Origin of the sequence: Lysinibacillus sp. BS3, from assembly GCF_039614735.1 — a bacterium.
GTDB lineage: Bacteria > Bacillota > Bacilli > Bacillales_A > Planococcaceae > Lysinibacillus > Lysinibacillus capsici.
The window spans coordinates 2,917,040-2,930,381 of record NZ_CP154860.1; the positions used below are offsets into that span (position 1 = coordinate 2,917,040).

Genomic DNA, 13,342 nt, shown 5'->3' on the forward strand with positions numbered 1-13,342 from the left:
TCGGAAACAGTGTGGTGGTTATCATTACACTGTTTTTTTAGTGCAAAAAATATAGAAGTTACAAAAAACCTTGACTTTCAATTATCAGAATAATAAAGTTTAACATGTTAGTAATTTAGTGTATGAAAGTAGAGTGTAACAATGAATGCAGTAATTGCGGCTGTTGCCGTTATGTTAATATTAAGCTTGCTTCGCATCAATGTAGTTCTCTCGTTAGTTCTAGGAGCATTTGTAGGTGGTCTAACTAGTGGGATGGGCATTGAGTCAACAGTCCAATCATTTACAGAAGGATTAGGAGCAGGAGCAACCATTGCATTAAGTTATGGCTTACTTGGTGGTTTTGCAATCGCCATTGCCAAAACAGGAATACCCGAATTAATGATAGCCGGGATGTTAAAAATATTAAAGGGTGAAAGTAATAGAAAAGGACTTGTGAAGGTATTAATTTTCTTCCTTATTTTTGTGATGTCTATTTTATCTCAAAATGTTATTCCTATTCATATTGCCTTCATTCCATTATTAATACCTCCTATTTTAAAGATTTTAAATATGCTAGAAGTCGATCGACGTATAATTGCAACGTTGATTGCAGTAGGCTTAATTGGTACTTATAGTTTTGTACCTGCTGGTTTTGGAGCAATCTTTCAAGATATCGTTGCTACACAAGTGTCAGAGGCAGGAATGGCTGTTTCTTCACGTGATGTCCCTGCAGCAATGGGTATTCCCGTATTAGGAATGCTAATCGGATTGATAATTGCCTTCGCTGTATACCGCAAACCAAGACATTATAAGCATAGTGAAGTGGAGATGGAATCTTTAAATGTAAACGTCAGCAAATTCATTATGTTTTCTACAGCTCTGGCACTAGTAATATCACTATGCGCTCAAGTGTTAACAGACTCAATGATTGTAGGCTCGTTTGCAGGTATTATGATTATGTATTTTACAGGTGCTCTTAAATGGAGAGAAGCAGATGAGATTCTTTCTGAAGGAATGAAGATGATGGCCTTTATTGGCTTTGTTATGATTGCGGCAAATGGTTTTGCGGCGGTAATCAATGCAACAGGTGATGTGGACAGCTTAATTACAAATTCACTTACTGTATTAGAAGGAAATAGAAGTCTTGCTGTCTTCATCATGTTAATCATAGGATTAGTTGTGACGATGGGGATTGGTTCGTCCTTCGCTACAGTTCCTATAATCGCGACACTATTTGTTCCGCTAGCACAAGGTTTAGATATGAGTCCTTTAGCGATATTATGCTTAATCGGTACAGCTGGTGCTCTAGGAGACGCAGGTTCTCCAGCATCCGATTCTACATTAGGGCCAACAGCAGGCCTTAATGTTGATGGCCAGCATCATCATATTTGGGATACCTGTGTTCCTACGTTTATTTTCATTAACATACCACTAATCCTATTTGGTTGGATTGCCTGTGTGTTCTTTCTATAATAAGGAGGTAGTTTCTATAATTATATAGAAACTACTTTTTTCTTTTTTGAGTTATTTGAAATGTGCGAAAATGTTGATATGACAACCTTAAGTGTTGCAATATGTATAGAAATTTTATATACTAATAAACGGCTTAATAAAGCGAAGAAATAGTAGTACTAAGAATATCTGCAACATTTAAAAGAATTTAGCGAAAAGACTTGCTTATTCTTTTTTTATTGTATATAATGTTGAATGTTGGTCTTTGACTGCGATGAAGCGAGAGGTTGCCGACACACCCGGCCGCTTTGCCATGGCGGTGTGTGGGAAAATTTTCGTGGAGAATGTCTAGAAAATAGGCGAGAAGGAGGGAAAATAATGGCAAAACAAAAGATTCGTATTCGTTTAAAAGCGTATGATCACCGTATTTTAGATCAATCTGCTGAGAAAATTGTGGAAACTGCAAAACGTTCAGGTGCAAGTGTATCAGGTCCGATTCCACTTCCAACTGAGAAGTCTGTGTACACAATTCTTCGTGCGGTTCACAAGTACAAAGATTCTCGTGAACAATTCGAAATGCGTACGCATAAACGTCTGATCGATATCGTTAACCCAACACCACAAACTGTTGACGCGTTAATGAAACTTGATTTACCATCTGGCGTTGATATCGAAATCAAACTTTAATGGTAAAAACAATATAACTTTTAAAACTTACAGGAGGTGTGACAAATGGCTAAAGGAATCTTAGGTAGAAAAATTGGTATGACACAAGTTTTCGCTGAAAACGGCGATTTAATCCCGGTAACAGTTATCGAAGCTACTCCAAACGTAGTTCTTCAAAAGAAAACTGTTGAGACAGACGGCTACGAAGCAATTCAAGTTGGTTTCGAAGACAAGCGCGTTAAGCTTTCTAACAAACCAGAACAAGGTCACGTAGCAAAAGCGAACACTGCTCCTAAGCGCTTCATTCGTGAATTCCGCAACGTGAACATGGAAGAATACGAAGTTGGTCAAGAAGTCAAAGTAGAAATTTTCGCAGAAGGCGATGTAATCGATGTAACAGGAGTTACTAAAGGTAAAGGTTTCCAAGGTGTTATCAAACGCCACGGACAATCTCGTGGTCCTATGGCCCACGGTTCTCGTTACCACCGTCGTCCTGGTTCAATGGGTCCAGTTGCTCCGAACCGCGTATTCAAACAAAAGAAATTACCTGGTCAAATGGGTGGCAATGTAGTTACAATCCAAAACTTAGAAATCGTGAAAGTTGACACAGATCGTAACTTACTACTTGTTAAAGGTAATGTTCCTGGTTCTAAAAAAGCTCTAGTTACAGTAAAAACTGCAATTAAAGCTAAGTAATCACTTAAGGAAAGGAGGAAACAGGAATGACAAAAGTATCTGTACTTAGTCAAACAGGTGCTTCAGTTGGTGAAATCGAATTAAACGATGCGATCTTCGGAATCGAGCCAAATGAAGCAGTATTATTCGACGCAGTAGTTGCTCAACGCGCTTCTCTTCGTCAAGGTAATCACAAGGTTAAAAACCGTTCTGAAGTTGCTGGTGGTGGTCGTAAACCATGGCGTCAAAAAGGAACTGGTCGTGCTCGTCAAGGTTCTATCCGTTCTCCACAATGGCGCGGCGGTGGTATCGTATTCGGTCCTACTCCACGTAGCTATTCTTATAAATTACCTAAAAAAGTTCGTCGTTTAGCTCTTAAATCTGCTTTATCAGCTAAAGTAGTAGAACAAAACTTCTTAGTTCTTGATGCTCTAACTCTAGCAGCACCAAAAACAAAAGAATTCACAAAAATCCTTAAAGATCTTTCTTTAGAGAAAAAATCTTTATTTGTAACTGCTGACCTAGATGAAAACGTAGCATTATCTGCTCGTAACATCCCAGGTGTAACAGTTTTAACTGCAAACGGAATCAACGTTCTTGATCTATTAGGTCATGATAAAGTTGTATTCACTAAGTCTGCAGTAGAAAAAGTTGAGGAGGTGCTTGGATAATGGAAGCACGTGATATTTTAAAACGTCCGGTCATTACTGAGCGTTCTTCAGAACTTATGGCAGAGAAAAAGTATACTTTCGAAGTAGACACTCGCGCTAACAAAACTCAAGTAAAAGACGCTGTAGAAGAAATCTTTGGCGTAAAAGTTGAGAAAGTAAACGTTCTTAACTACAAAGGTAAATTCAAACGCGTAGGCCGTTACGGTGGTTACACTAACAAACGTCGTAAAGCGATCGTTAAACTAACTGCTGATAGCAAAGAAATTGAATTATTCGAAATGTAATCCTAACGGATTTATGATTTGAACACTCAAGAAGGAGGGAAAACACAATGGCGATTAAAAAGTATAAACCTACCTCTAATGGTCGTCGTAACATGACGTCATTAGACTTTGCGGAAATTACAACTAACAAGCCTGAGAAATCATTGCTTGAACCAACTAAACGCAAAGCTGGTCGTAACAACCAAGGTAAAATCACTGTTCGTCATCATGGTGGTGGTCATAAGAAGCAATACCGTGTTATCGATTTCAAACGTGTTAAAGATGGCATTCCGGCAAAAGTTGCTACTATTGAATATGATCCAAACCGTTCTGCGAATATCGCATTAATCAACTACGCTGATGGAGCAAAAGCTTACATCTTAGCACCAAAAGGTCTAGAGGTTGGTCAAACAATCGTTTCTGGTCCAGATGCTGATATTAAAGTAGGTAACACTTTACCATTAGCAAACATTCCAATGGGTACTACAATCCATAACATCGAGTTAAAACCTGGTAAAGGCGGACAATTAGTACGTTCAGCTGGTACTTCTGCGCAAGTACTTGGTCGTGAAGATAAGTACGTTATCGTTCGTTTACAATCTGGTGAAGTACGTTTAGTTTTAGCTACTTGCCGCGCAACAATCGGTCAAGTTGGTAACGAACAACACGAACTTGTACACATCGGTAAAGCAGGTCGTAGCCGTTGGTTAGGTAAACGCCCAGAAGTTCGTGGTTCTGTAATGAACCCTAACGATCACCCACACGGTGGTGGTGAAGGACGTTCTCCAATCGGACGTAAATCACCAATGACTCCTTGGGGTAAACCAGCACTTGGTTACAAAACTCGCAAGAAGAAAAACAAATCGGATAAATTTATCATCCGTAGTCGTAAAAAATAAAGTGGTTAAACTACGGTTCTATGTGAGAGCCGTGGTGGAATCACGGAGGGAGGTTCCTACATGGGTCGCAGCTTGAAAAAAGGACCTTTTGTCGATGACCACTTAATGAAAAAAGTGGAAGCGCAAGAGGCTTCTGAGAAAAAACAAGTTATCAAAACTTGGTCACGCCGTTCTACAATCTTCCCGAACTTCATCGGTTTAACGATTGCTGTATATGATGGACGTAAACATGTTCCTGTATACGTAACAGAAGATATGGTAGGCCATAAACTTGGTGAGTTCGCACCGACACGTACTTATAAAGGTCACGGTGCAGACGACAAGAAAACAAGACGCTAATTTTGAGAGGAGGTAAATCCTAATGACACAAGCTAAAGCTATCGCTCGTACAGTACGCATTGCTCCTCGCAAAGTACGTCTAGTTGTAGACTTAATCCGAGGTAAGCAAGTTGGTGAAGCAGTTGCAATTTTACGTCATACTCCAAAAGCGGCGTCTCCAGTCGTTGAGAAAGTATTAAAATCTGCAGTTGCTAACGCTGAGCACAACTACGATCTTGACATCAACTCTTTAGTAGTTTCTGAAGTATTCGTTGACGAAGGTCCAACTTTAAAACGTTTCCGTCCACGTGCACAAGGACGTGCAAGCGCAATTAACAAACGCACAAGCCACATTACTCTAGTGGTATCTGAGAAGAAGGAGGGTTAATCCGTGGGTCAAAAAGTACATCCAATAGGACTACGCGTTGGTATTATTCGTGACTGGGAGTCAAAATGGTACGCTGAAAAAGACTATGCAACTCTACTTCACGAAGACATCAAAGTGCGTAAATATATTGAAACGGCTCTTAAAGACGCTTCAGTTTCTAAAGTAGAAATCGAACGTGCTGCAAACCGTGTAAACATTACAATTCACACTGCGAAACCAGGTATGGTAATCGGTAAAGGTGGTACTGAAGTTGAAAATCTTCGTAAATACCTTAGCGATTTAACTGGTAAACGTGTACACATCAATATCATTGAAATCAAACGTGCAGATCTTGACGCTCGTCTAGTAGCTGAAAACATCGCTCGTCAATTAGAAAATCGTGTATCATTCCGTCGTGCGCAAAAGCAAGCGATCCAACGCACAATCCGCGCTGGTGCAAAAGGAATTAAAACACAAGTATCTGGTCGTTTAGGTGGCGCTGATATCGCGCGTGCTGAACACTATAGTGAAGGAACTGTTCCACTTCATACTCTACGTGCTGACATCGATTATGCACACGCAGAAGCTGATACTACTTACGGTAAATTAGGCGTTAAAGTATGGATCTACCGTGGTGAAGTTCTTCCTACGAAGAAATCTGTGGAAGGAGGCAAATAATATGTTATTGCCTAAACGCGTTAAATACCGTCGTGAACACCGCGGCAACATGCGTGGCGAAGCGAAAGGCGGTAAAGAAGTAACTTTCGGCGAATGGGGCTTACAAGCTCAAACTGCTAGCTGGATTACTAACCGTCAAATCGAATCTGCTCGTATCGCGATGACTCGTTACATGAAACGTGGCGGTAAAGTTTGGATTAAAATCTTCCCACATAAACCTTACACTAAAAAACCTCTAGAAGTCCGCATGGGTTCTGGTAAAGGTTCTCCTGAAGGTTGGGTAGCAGTAGTTAAACCAGGAAAAGTAATGTTCGAAATTGCTGGCGTATCTGAAGAAGTTGCACGTGAAGCACTTCGTTTAGCATCACACAAACTTCCTGTTAAATGTAAGATCGTAAAACGTCAAGAAACTGGTGGTGAATCTAATGAAAGCTAATGAAATCCGTGACCTTGCTACTTCTGAAATAGAATTAAAAGTGAAATCACTGAAAGAAGAGCTTTTCAACCTTCGCTTCCAATTGGCGACTGGTCAATTAGAAAACACAGCTCGTATTCGTGAAGTGCGTAAAGCAATCGCGCGTATGAAAACTGTTATTCGTGAAAGAGAAATCAGTGCAAATAACTGATAAAGGAGGTTTTCAAGTATGACTGAGCGCAATCAACGCAAAGTTTACACGGGCCGCGTTGTTTCAGATAAAATGGACAAAACTGTTACTGTTTTAGTTGAAACTTACAAAAAGCACAAGCTTTATGGTAAGCGTGTAAAATACTCTAAAAAGTTTAAAGCTCATGATGAGTTAAACACAGCGAAAATCGGTGATATCGTACGTATCATGGAAACTCGCCCGCTATCAGCTACTAAACGTTTCCGTCTAGTAGAAGTTGTAGAAAAAGCGGTTATTATTTAATAACTATTTCGGAACAACCAATTTCCGAAGGGAGGTAACCTAAGTGATCCAACAAGAAAGTCGTATGAAAGTTGCTGACAACTCAGGTGCACGTGAAGTTCTTACAATTAAAGTGCTTGGTGGCTCTGGCCGTAAAACTGCTAACATCGGTGATATCGTTGTTTGTACAGTTAAGAAAGCAACACCAGGTGGCGTTGTCAAGAAGGGTGACGTTGTTAAAGCTGTTATCGTTCGTACTAAATCAGGCGTTCGTCGTAAAGACGGCACGTACATCAAATTTGATGAAAATGCTTGTGTAATTATTCGTGATGATAAATCACCACGCGGAACTCGTATTTTCGGACCTGTTGCACGTGAACTACGTGACAGCAACTTCATGAAAATCGTTTCTCTAGCTCCAGAAGTTCTTTAATTTCATGACAGTGCCAATCAAGGAGGTGCGACAGCATGCATGTAAAAAAAGGTGACAAGGTTAAGGTAATCACTGGTAAGGATAAAGGCAAAGAAGGCGTAATCCTTGCTGCTTTCCCAAAACAAGATCGCGTTCTTGTTGAAGGTGTGAACATCGTGAAAAAACACGTTAAACCTAACCAATTGAATCCACAAGGTGGTATTGTTAGCCAAGAGGCTGCAATTCACGTTTCGAACGTAATGCTAATCGATCCTAAATCTGGCGAGCCGACTCGTGTAGGTTATAAAATCGAAAACGGTAAAAAAGTTCGTGTAGCAAAAAAATCAGGTGCAGTAATCGACTAATTAGTATAAATAGAAGGGAGGTACACACATGAGCCGCCTAAAAGAAAAATATTTAAATGAAGTTTCTCCAGCTCTTATGAGCAAATTTGGATATAAATCAGTTATGCAACTACCGAAAGTTGAGAAAATCGTTATCAACATGGGTGTTGGTGATGCAGTTCAAAACTCTAAAGCGTTAGATGCAGCTGTTGAAGAATTAACAATTATCACTGGTCAAAAACCAGTAGTAACTAAAGCTAAAAAATCGATCGCAGGTTTCCGTCTTCGTGAAGGTATGCCTATCGGTGCTAAAGTTACATTACGCGGTGAGCGTATGTATGAATTCTTGGACAAATTAATTTCTATCTCACTACCTCGTGTACGTGACTTCCGTGGTGTTTCTAAAAAAGCATTCGATGGTCGCGGTAACTACACTCTAGGTGTTAAAGAACAATTAATTTTCCCAGAAATCGATTACGATAAAGTTTCAAAAGTACGCGGTATGGACATCGTGATCGTAACGACAGCGAACTCTGACGAAGAAGCTCGCGAGTTATTGACACAATTCGGTATGCCGTTCCAAAAGTAATCAAACAAGGAGGGCGAAAACGTGGCTAAAAAATCTATGATCGTTAAACAACAACGTAAGCAAAAGTTTAAAGTGCAAGAGTATACACGTTGTGAACGCTGTGGTCGTCCACATTCAGTATATCGCAAATTCAAACTTTGCCGTATTTGTTTCCGAGAACTTGCATATAAGGGACAAATTCCTGGCGTGAAAAAAGCCAGCTGGTAATCCCCTAATTTGGGAAGGAGGTAAATGTAATGACAATGACTGATCCGATTGCAGATATGCTTACTCGCATTCGTAATGCGAACATGGTTCGTCACGAGAAGTTAGAAGTACCAGCTTCCAACGTGAAAAAAGAAATCGCTGAAATTTTAAAGCGTGAAGGTTTCGTACGTGACGTAGAATACGTGGAAGACAACAAACAAGGTATCATCCGTATTTTCTTAAAATATGGAAAAGATAACGAGCGCGTTATCACTGGCTTAAAACGTATTTCTAAACCTGGTTTACGTGTATATGCTAAAACAAATGAAGTACCTAAAGTATTGAACGGTCTTGGTATCGCTTTAGTGTCAACTTCACAAGGTTTATTAACAGATAAAGAAGCTCGCGCTAAACAAGTTGGCGGCGAAGTTCTAGCATACGTTTGGTAATTAGCAATAAATGAATGGAGGTGCAACTAAATGTCTCGTGTAGGTAAAAAAATTATCGAGGTACCAGCTAACGTAACTGTTACTGTTGCAGCTGACAACACTGTTACTGTTAAAGGTCCTAAAGGCGAACTTGTTCGTTCTTTCCACCAAGATATGAAAATTGAGCAAGAGGGTAACGTAATCACTGTAGTACGTCCTTCTGATTCAAAAGAACACCGCACAAACCACGGTACTACTCGTGCGCTTCTTGCGAACATGGTTACTGGTGTTTCTGCAGGTTTCGAAAAAGCTTTAGAACTTATCGGTGTAGGTTACCGTGCGCAATTACAAGGTAATAAACTTGTACTTAACGTAGGTTACTCTCATCCAGTAGAGTTCACACCTGAAGATGGTCTACAAATTGAAGTTCCTTCAAACACTAAGATCATCGTTAAAGGTATCAGCAAAGAACGCGTTGGTGCTCTTGCATCTAACATCCGTGACGTTCGTCCACCAGAGCCTTATAAAGGTAAAGGTATTCGTTATGAAGGCGAATATGTTCGTCGTAAAGAAGGTAAAACAGGTAAATAATGCAGCTTAAGCATTAGAAAGGAGTGACCCTTGTGATTACGAAACAAGATAAAAATCAGGTTCGTAAAAAACGTCATGCTCGCGTTCGTTCTAAAATTTCGGGTACTGCTCAGCGTCCACGCTTAAACGTATTCCGTTCTAACAAGAACATTTACGCGCAACTTATCGATGACGTAGCAGGCGTAACAATTGTTAGCGCATCTTCTCAAGAAAATGGTTTCGAAGGTGCTGGTAGCAATGTTGACGCAGCAACTAAAGTCGGTGAAACAATCGCAAAACGCGCTGCGGAAAAAAATATTACTGCTGTAGTATTTGACCGTGGTGGTTACTTATATCATGGACGTGTTAAAGCTTTAGCTGAAGCTGCACGTGAGAACGGTTTAGAATTTTAATAAGAAGGAGGGACACATTTCATGAGTCGTATTGACGCAAACAAACTTGGAGAACTTGAAGAACGCGTAGTTACTATTAACCGCGTTGCTAAAGTTGTTAAAGGTGGACGTCGCTTCCGCTTCACAGCATTAGTTGTAGTTGGCGATAGAAACGGTCATGTAGGTTTCGGTACTGGTAAAGCTCAAGAGGTGCCAGATGCTATCCGCAAAGCTGTTGAAGATGCGAAGAAAAACTTAATCGAAGTGCCACGCGTAGGTGGAACAACTCCACACTTAGTGCAAGGTCGCTTTGGTGCAGGAGAAATCCTAATCAAACCTGCTGCTCCTGGTACAGGGGTTATCGCTGGTGGTCCAGTACGTGCTGTACTAGAACTTGCTGGTATTACTGATATTCTTTCAAAATCACTTGGATCTAACACACCAATTAACATGGTGCGTGCAACAATTCAAGGTTTAACTGAATTAAAACGCGTAGAGGACGTAGCTAAATTACGTGGTAAATCAGTGGAAGAACTATTAGGATAAGGGGGGAAAGATAATGGCTAACAAATTAGAAATCACCCTTACTAAATCTGTGATTGGTACTAAACCTGCACAACGCAAAACTGTTGAAGCTTTAGGTTTACGTAAATTACACCAAACTGTAGAGAAAGCTGATAACGCAGCTACTCGCGGTATGCTTGATAAAGTAGCTCACTTAGTTACTGTAAAAGAAATTTAATTTCCAATTATTGAACAAGGAGGTGCCACCCACTATGAAACTGCATGAGTTAAAACCAGCAGAAGGTTCTCGTAAGCAACGCAACCGCGTTGGTCGTGGTATCGGTTCTGGTAACGGTAAAACAGCAGGTAAAGGTCATAAAGGTCAAAACGCTCGTTCTGGTGGCGGTGTACGCCCAGGCTTTGAAGGCGGTCAGAACCCATTATTCCGTCGTTTACCAAAACGTGGCTTTACGAACATTAACCGTAAAGAATACGCGATCGTTAACCTTGATGCTTTAAACCGTTTCGAAGACGGTGCAGAGGTAACTGCTGCATTATTACTTGAAACTGGTCTAGTGAGCAATGAAAAAGCTGGAATTAAAGTTCTAGGCAACGGAACTCTTAATAAAAAGCTTACTGTCAAAGCTCATAAATTCTCAGCTTCAGCGAAAGAAGCAATCGAGAATGCCGGCGGAACTACTGAGGTGATTTAATGTTTCAGACAATCTCTAACTTTATGCGTGTTCGAGATATAAGAAATAAAATCATTTTCACACTTTTAATGTTAATCGTTTTTCGTATTGGAACTTTCATTCCAGTACCTAACGTTGACGCTAATGTATTAAAGGCAACTGATGAGTTTAACCTCGTTGGTTTCCTGAATACTTTTGGCGGTGGTGCTTTAAAGAACTTCTCCATCTTTGCAATGGGGATTATGCCTTACATCACAGCCTCAATTATTGTTCAGTTATTGCAAATGGACGTAGTACCGAAGTTTGCTGAGTGGGCAAAGCAAGGTGAAGTCGGAAGACGTAAACTTGCGCAATTTACACGCTACTTTACTATTATTCTTGCTTTTATTCAATCATTCGCGATGTCATTTGGTTTTAATAGAATGTATGGCGGGTCATTGATTAAGGAAGAAGGAGTTTTAACATATGTTATAATCTCTATTGTATTAACAGCGGGTACAGCATTCCTAGTATGGCTTGCTGATCAAATTACTGCGCATGGCGTTGGTAATGGTATTTCTGTTGTAATCTTCGCAGGTATCGTTGCGGCATTACCTACAGGTATCAACCAAATCTATGCACAACAAATCGAGGGTGCGGGTGATAAGCTATTTATCAACCTAATTATCCTTGGTCTACTTGTTTTAATCTTGCTTGCGGTTGTTATTGGAGTTATCTACGTGCAACAAGCACTACGTAAAATTCCAATTCAATATGCAAAACGAGTTACTGGGCGAAATCAACAAACTGGTGGTCAACAAACTCATTTACCGTTAAAAGTAAATGCTGCAGGGGTTATTCCTGTAATCTTTGCTTCAGCGTTTCTGATGACACCTCGTACGTTAGTTCCGTTCTTCGGTGAAAATAATGTTACAACTTTCATTAATAACACGTTTGATCATACAAAACCTGTTGGAATGATTATTTATGTGGCATTAATCATCGCATTCACATATTTCTATGCATTCGTACAAGTGAATCCAGAAAATGTGGCAGATAACTTGAAAAAGCAAGGTGCTTATATTCCAGGTATTCGTCCTGGTGAAAACACTCAAACGTATTTAACAAGCGTGTTATATCGTCTGACATTTGTCGGCGCGATTTTCTTAACTGTTATTTCAGTAATGCCGGTTATATTCATAAACTTTATGAATCTACCTGCCTCAGTGCAGATCGGTGGTACTAGTATTATTATCGTAGTCGGCGTAGCGCTCGAAACGATGAAGCAGCTAGAATCTCAACTTGTTAAACGTCACTACAAAGGCTTTATGAAATAATGTTGGTTTTTAGGGAACGTTCCATCGTTTCCTTTAATCAGCAAACCTTTTGTGGGAGGAATATTTCCTAATGAATATCGTTTTAATGGGTCTGCCAGGTGCTGGTAAAGGTACGCAGGCAGATAAAATTGTTGAGAAGTACGCAATTCCTCATATTTCTACAGGCGATATGTTCCGTGCTGCAATTAAAGAAGGTACTGAACTAGGCTTACAAGCTAAGTCGTTTATGGATCAAGGTGCACTTGTACCTGATGAAGTAACGATTGGTATTGTTCGTGAGCGACTGGCTAAACCTGATTGTGAAAAAGGATTCTTATTAGATGGTTTCCCACGTACTGTTCCTCAAGCTGAAGCCTTAGATAGCATTCTTGCTGACCTAGGTAAAGCTATTGAGCATACATTAAACATTCAAGTTGAAAAGGATGAGTTAATTGCTCGTCTTTCAGGTAGACGTATTTGTAAAACTTGTGGTACATCGTATCATTTAATTTTCAATCCTCCTGCTGAGGAAGGAAAATGTGATAAAGATGGTGGCGAGCTTTATACACGTGCAGATGATAATCCTGAAACGGTTGCGAACCGTCTGGAAGTAAATATGAAACAAGCACAACCTCTACTTGATTTCTATCAAGCTAAAGGCGTGTTAACTAATATAGATGGACAGCAAGATATTAACAAAGTGTTTGCTGATCTTGATGCTCTATTACAGAGCAGCCGCAGCTGATACCCGGCTCCGGGCGCAGAGTACTGCTTCCGCGGGAGGCATGCGGGAGCAACAACGAAACATAATTTTTTTGAGAGTTGCAAAAGCATATTGTGCCCGGTATATATTTCTTCTTAAAAGTGCAACATACCTTTTGGAGGAGTATAATGGGTTTCGTGGAAGCATCTGTGTAACGGGTATGAATATCTCATCCAAGACATTCCGGTATTCGTGTAAACATGGGAGATTCAGTGCCCTTACTGGTTCTGTATATTCCGTGGATTGTGTGAAGCGAAACCAGACGAGCGTCTTTCAAACATCTCTCATACAATCCAAACATATGTTGAAACG

At 40.2% G+C, this 13,342-nt stretch carries 24 protein-coding genes and 1 pseudogene; all 25 read left to right on the plus strand.

Annotation, left to right across the window (positions count from 1 at the left end):
- Positions 1 to 141: 141 nt before the first annotated feature.
- Positions 142 to 1,452 carry a Na+/H+ antiporter NhaC family protein gene (locus tag AAJG31_RS14295; RefSeq protein ID WP_115673255.1) on the plus strand — a complete coding sequence of 437 codons (1,311 nt, stop codon included), beginning with the start codon at positions 142 to 144 and terminating at the stop codon, positions 1,450 to 1,452.
- A gap of 357 nt (positions 1,453 to 1,809) precedes the next feature.
- The gene (gene rpsJ / locus AAJG31_RS14300) at positions 1,810 to 2,118 is read left to right on the plus strand and encodes a 30S ribosomal protein S10 (RefSeq protein ID WP_004233624.1); all 309 of its coding nucleotides are present in this window, start codon (positions 1,810 to 1,812) and stop codon (positions 2,116 to 2,118) included.
- A gap of 45 nt (positions 2,119 to 2,163) precedes the next feature.
- Positions 2,164 to 2,793: a 50S ribosomal protein L3 gene (gene rplC / locus AAJG31_RS14305; protein ID WP_279493444.1), complete on the plus strand. Its 630-nt coding sequence runs from the start codon at positions 2,164 to 2,166 to the stop codon at positions 2,791 to 2,793.
- 26 nt (positions 2,794 to 2,819) lie between these two features.
- A complete protein-coding gene (gene rplD, locus AAJG31_RS14310; protein WP_004233626.1) occupies positions 2,820 to 3,443 on the plus strand; it encodes a 50S ribosomal protein L4 in 624 nt (207 codons plus the stop codon).
- Entirely contained in the window at positions 3,443 to 3,727 is a 285-nt protein-coding gene (gene rplW, locus AAJG31_RS14315; protein WP_004233628.1) for a 50S ribosomal protein L23, read from the plus strand. Before rplD ends, rplW begins: the two co-directional genes overlap by 1 nt.
- A gap of 47 nt (positions 3,728 to 3,774) precedes the next feature.
- Positions 3,775 to 4,605, plus strand: a complete 831-nt coding sequence (gene rplB / locus AAJG31_RS14320) for a 50S ribosomal protein L2 (RefSeq protein WP_009373990.1) — start codon at positions 3,775 to 3,777, stop codon at positions 4,603 to 4,605.
- Between the two features lie 60 nt (positions 4,606 to 4,665).
- Positions 4,666 to 4,944, plus strand: a complete 279-nt coding sequence (gene rpsS / locus AAJG31_RS14325; protein ID WP_004233637.1) for a 30S ribosomal protein S19 — start codon at positions 4,666 to 4,668, stop codon at positions 4,942 to 4,944.
- Between the two features lie 22 nt (positions 4,945 to 4,966).
- Complete coding sequence (rplV, locus tag AAJG31_RS14330) at positions 4,967 to 5,311, plus strand: 50S ribosomal protein L22 (protein ID WP_004233639.1); 345 nt, start codon at positions 4,967 to 4,969, stop codon at positions 5,309 to 5,311.
- 3 nt (positions 5,312 to 5,314) lie between these two features.
- Entirely contained in the window at positions 5,315 to 5,968 is a 654-nt protein-coding gene (rpsC, locus tag AAJG31_RS14335; protein WP_004233642.1) for a 30S ribosomal protein S3, read from the plus strand.
- Between the two features lies 1 nt (position 5,969).
- Positions 5,970 to 6,404 (plus strand): 50S ribosomal protein L16, encoded by a 435-nt coding sequence (rplP, locus tag AAJG31_RS14340; protein ID WP_004233644.1) that lies wholly within the window; start codon positions 5,970 to 5,972, stop codon positions 6,402 to 6,404.
- Positions 6,394 to 6,594, plus strand: a complete 201-nt coding sequence (gene rpmC / locus AAJG31_RS14345; RefSeq protein ID WP_004233646.1) for a 50S ribosomal protein L29 — start codon at positions 6,394 to 6,396, stop codon at positions 6,592 to 6,594. The genes rplP and rpmC overlap by 11 nt, the downstream gene beginning before the upstream one ends.
- 18 nt (positions 6,595 to 6,612) lie before the next feature.
- Positions 6,613 to 6,876: a 30S ribosomal protein S17 gene (gene rpsQ / locus AAJG31_RS14350; protein WP_004233648.1), complete on the plus strand. Its 264-nt coding sequence runs from the start codon at positions 6,613 to 6,615 to the stop codon at positions 6,874 to 6,876.
- A 43-nt stretch (positions 6,877 to 6,919) separates the two neighbouring features.
- Positions 6,920 to 7,288: a 50S ribosomal protein L14 gene (gene rplN, locus AAJG31_RS14355; protein ID WP_004233650.1), complete on the plus strand. Its 369-nt coding sequence runs from the start codon at positions 6,920 to 6,922 to the stop codon at positions 7,286 to 7,288.
- Positions 7,289 to 7,323: 35 nt separating this feature from the next.
- On the plus strand, positions 7,324 to 7,632 hold the full coding sequence (gene rplX / locus AAJG31_RS14360) for a 50S ribosomal protein L24 (protein ID WP_004233652.1): 309 nt from the start codon (positions 7,324 to 7,326) through the stop codon (positions 7,630 to 7,632).
- Between the two features lie 28 nt (positions 7,633 to 7,660).
- The gene (gene rplE / locus AAJG31_RS14365; protein WP_004233654.1) at positions 7,661 to 8,200 is read left to right on the plus strand and encodes a 50S ribosomal protein L5; all 540 of its coding nucleotides are present in this window, start codon (positions 7,661 to 7,663) and stop codon (positions 8,198 to 8,200) included.
- A 21-nt stretch (positions 8,201 to 8,221) separates the two neighbouring features.
- The gene (locus AAJG31_RS14370) at positions 8,222 to 8,407 is read left to right on the plus strand and encodes a type Z 30S ribosomal protein S14 (RefSeq protein ID WP_004233656.1); all 186 of its coding nucleotides are present in this window, start codon (positions 8,222 to 8,224) and stop codon (positions 8,405 to 8,407) included.
- 29 nt (positions 8,408 to 8,436) lie between these two features.
- Positions 8,437 to 8,835: a 30S ribosomal protein S8 gene (rpsH, locus tag AAJG31_RS14375; protein WP_008181717.1), complete on the plus strand. Its 399-nt coding sequence runs from the start codon at positions 8,437 to 8,439 to the stop codon at positions 8,833 to 8,835.
- A gap of 30 nt (positions 8,836 to 8,865) precedes the next feature.
- On the plus strand, positions 8,866 to 9,405 hold the full coding sequence (gene rplF / locus AAJG31_RS14380) for a 50S ribosomal protein L6 (protein ID WP_048395570.1): 540 nt from the start codon (positions 8,866 to 8,868) through the stop codon (positions 9,403 to 9,405).
- A gap of 32 nt (positions 9,406 to 9,437) precedes the next feature.
- Positions 9,438 to 9,797, plus strand: coding sequence for a 50S ribosomal protein L18 (gene rplR / locus AAJG31_RS14385; RefSeq protein WP_004233662.1), 360 nt, complete (start codon positions 9,438 to 9,440; stop codon positions 9,795 to 9,797).
- A 21-nt stretch (positions 9,798 to 9,818) separates the two neighbouring features.
- Positions 9,819 to 10,322 (plus strand): 30S ribosomal protein S5, encoded by a 504-nt coding sequence (rpsE, locus tag AAJG31_RS14390; protein ID WP_004233664.1) that lies wholly within the window; start codon positions 9,819 to 9,821, stop codon positions 10,320 to 10,322.
- 13 nt (positions 10,323 to 10,335) lie between these two features.
- Positions 10,336 to 10,518 carry a 50S ribosomal protein L30 gene (gene rpmD, locus AAJG31_RS14395; RefSeq protein WP_004233668.1) on the plus strand — a complete coding sequence of 61 codons (183 nt, stop codon included), beginning with the start codon at positions 10,336 to 10,338 and terminating at the stop codon, positions 10,516 to 10,518.
- A gap of 34 nt (positions 10,519 to 10,552) precedes the next feature.
- Positions 10,553 to 10,993 carry a 50S ribosomal protein L15 gene (gene rplO, locus AAJG31_RS14400; RefSeq protein WP_004233670.1) on the plus strand — a complete coding sequence of 147 codons (441 nt, stop codon included), beginning with the start codon at positions 10,553 to 10,555 and terminating at the stop codon, positions 10,991 to 10,993.
- Positions 10,993 to 12,288: a preprotein translocase subunit SecY gene (gene secY, locus AAJG31_RS14405; RefSeq protein ID WP_004233672.1), complete on the plus strand. Its 1,296-nt coding sequence runs from the start codon at positions 10,993 to 10,995 to the stop codon at positions 12,286 to 12,288. Before rplO ends, secY begins: the two co-directional genes overlap by 1 nt.
- 70 nt (positions 12,289 to 12,358) lie before the next feature.
- Positions 12,359 to 13,012 (plus strand): adenylate kinase, encoded by a 654-nt coding sequence (locus tag AAJG31_RS14410; RefSeq protein ID WP_004233689.1) that lies wholly within the window; start codon positions 12,359 to 12,361, stop codon positions 13,010 to 13,012.
- 249 nt (positions 13,013 to 13,261) lie between these two features.
- Positions 13,262 to 13,339: pseudogene (locus AAJG31_RS14415) on the plus strand (type I methionyl aminopeptidase); the annotation flags it as partial.
- Positions 13,340 to 13,342 lie beyond the last annotated feature (3 nt).

Bases quoted from the DNA above. Each gene is read 5' to 3' on its own strand.
- rpmD (WP_004233668.1), top strand. From the start codon at position 10,336: ATGGCTAACAAATTAGAAATCACCCTTACTAAATCTGTGATTGGTACT.
- rpsJ (WP_004233624.1), top strand. From the start codon at position 1,810: ATGGCAAAACAAAAGATTCGTATTCGTTTAAAAGCGTATGATCACCGT.
- rplD (WP_004233626.1), top strand. From the start codon at position 2,820: ATGACAAAAGTATCTGTACTTAGTCAAACAGGTGCTTCAGTTGGTGAA.
- rpsQ (WP_004233648.1), top strand. From the start codon at position 6,613: ATGACTGAGCGCAATCAACGCAAAGTTTACACGGGCCGCGTTGTTTCA.
- AAJG31_RS14295 (WP_115673255.1), top strand. From the start codon at position 142: ATGAATGCAGTAATTGCGGCTGTTGCCGTTATGTTAATATTAAGCTTG.
- rpmC (WP_004233646.1), top strand. From the start codon at position 6,394: ATGAAAGCTAATGAAATCCGTGACCTTGCTACTTCTGAAATAGAATTA.
- rpsS (WP_004233637.1), top strand. From the start codon at position 4,666: ATGGGTCGCAGCTTGAAAAAAGGACCTTTTGTCGATGACCACTTAATG.
- AAJG31_RS14410 (WP_004233689.1), top strand. From the start codon at position 12,359: ATGAATATCGTTTTAATGGGTCTGCCAGGTGCTGGTAAAGGTACGCAG.
- rplB (WP_009373990.1), top strand. From the start codon at position 3,775: ATGGCGATTAAAAAGTATAAACCTACCTCTAATGGTCGTCGTAACATG.
- secY (WP_004233672.1), top strand. From the start codon at position 10,993: ATGTTTCAGACAATCTCTAACTTTATGCGTGTTCGAGATATAAGAAAT.
- rplC (WP_279493444.1), top strand. From the start codon at position 2,164: ATGGCTAAAGGAATCTTAGGTAGAAAAATTGGTATGACACAAGTTTTC.
- rplW (WP_004233628.1), top strand. From the start codon at position 3,443: ATGGAAGCACGTGATATTTTAAAACGTCCGGTCATTACTGAGCGTTCT.
- rpsE (WP_004233664.1), top strand. From the start codon at position 9,819: ATGAGTCGTATTGACGCAAACAAACTTGGAGAACTTGAAGAACGCGTA.
- rplE (WP_004233654.1), top strand. From the start codon at position 7,661: ATGAGCCGCCTAAAAGAAAAATATTTAAATGAAGTTTCTCCAGCTCTT.
- rplF (WP_048395570.1), top strand. From the start codon at position 8,866: ATGTCTCGTGTAGGTAAAAAAATTATCGAGGTACCAGCTAACGTAACT.
- rplO (WP_004233670.1), top strand. From the start codon at position 10,553: ATGAAACTGCATGAGTTAAAACCAGCAGAAGGTTCTCGTAAGCAACGC.
- rplP (WP_004233644.1), top strand. From the start codon at position 5,970: ATGTTATTGCCTAAACGCGTTAAATACCGTCGTGAACACCGCGGCAAC.
- rplX (WP_004233652.1), top strand. From the start codon at position 7,324: ATGCATGTAAAAAAAGGTGACAAGGTTAAGGTAATCACTGGTAAGGAT.
- rplV (WP_004233639.1), top strand. From the start codon at position 4,967: ATGACACAAGCTAAAGCTATCGCTCGTACAGTACGCATTGCTCCTCGC.
- rpsH (WP_008181717.1), top strand. From the start codon at position 8,437: ATGACAATGACTGATCCGATTGCAGATATGCTTACTCGCATTCGTAAT.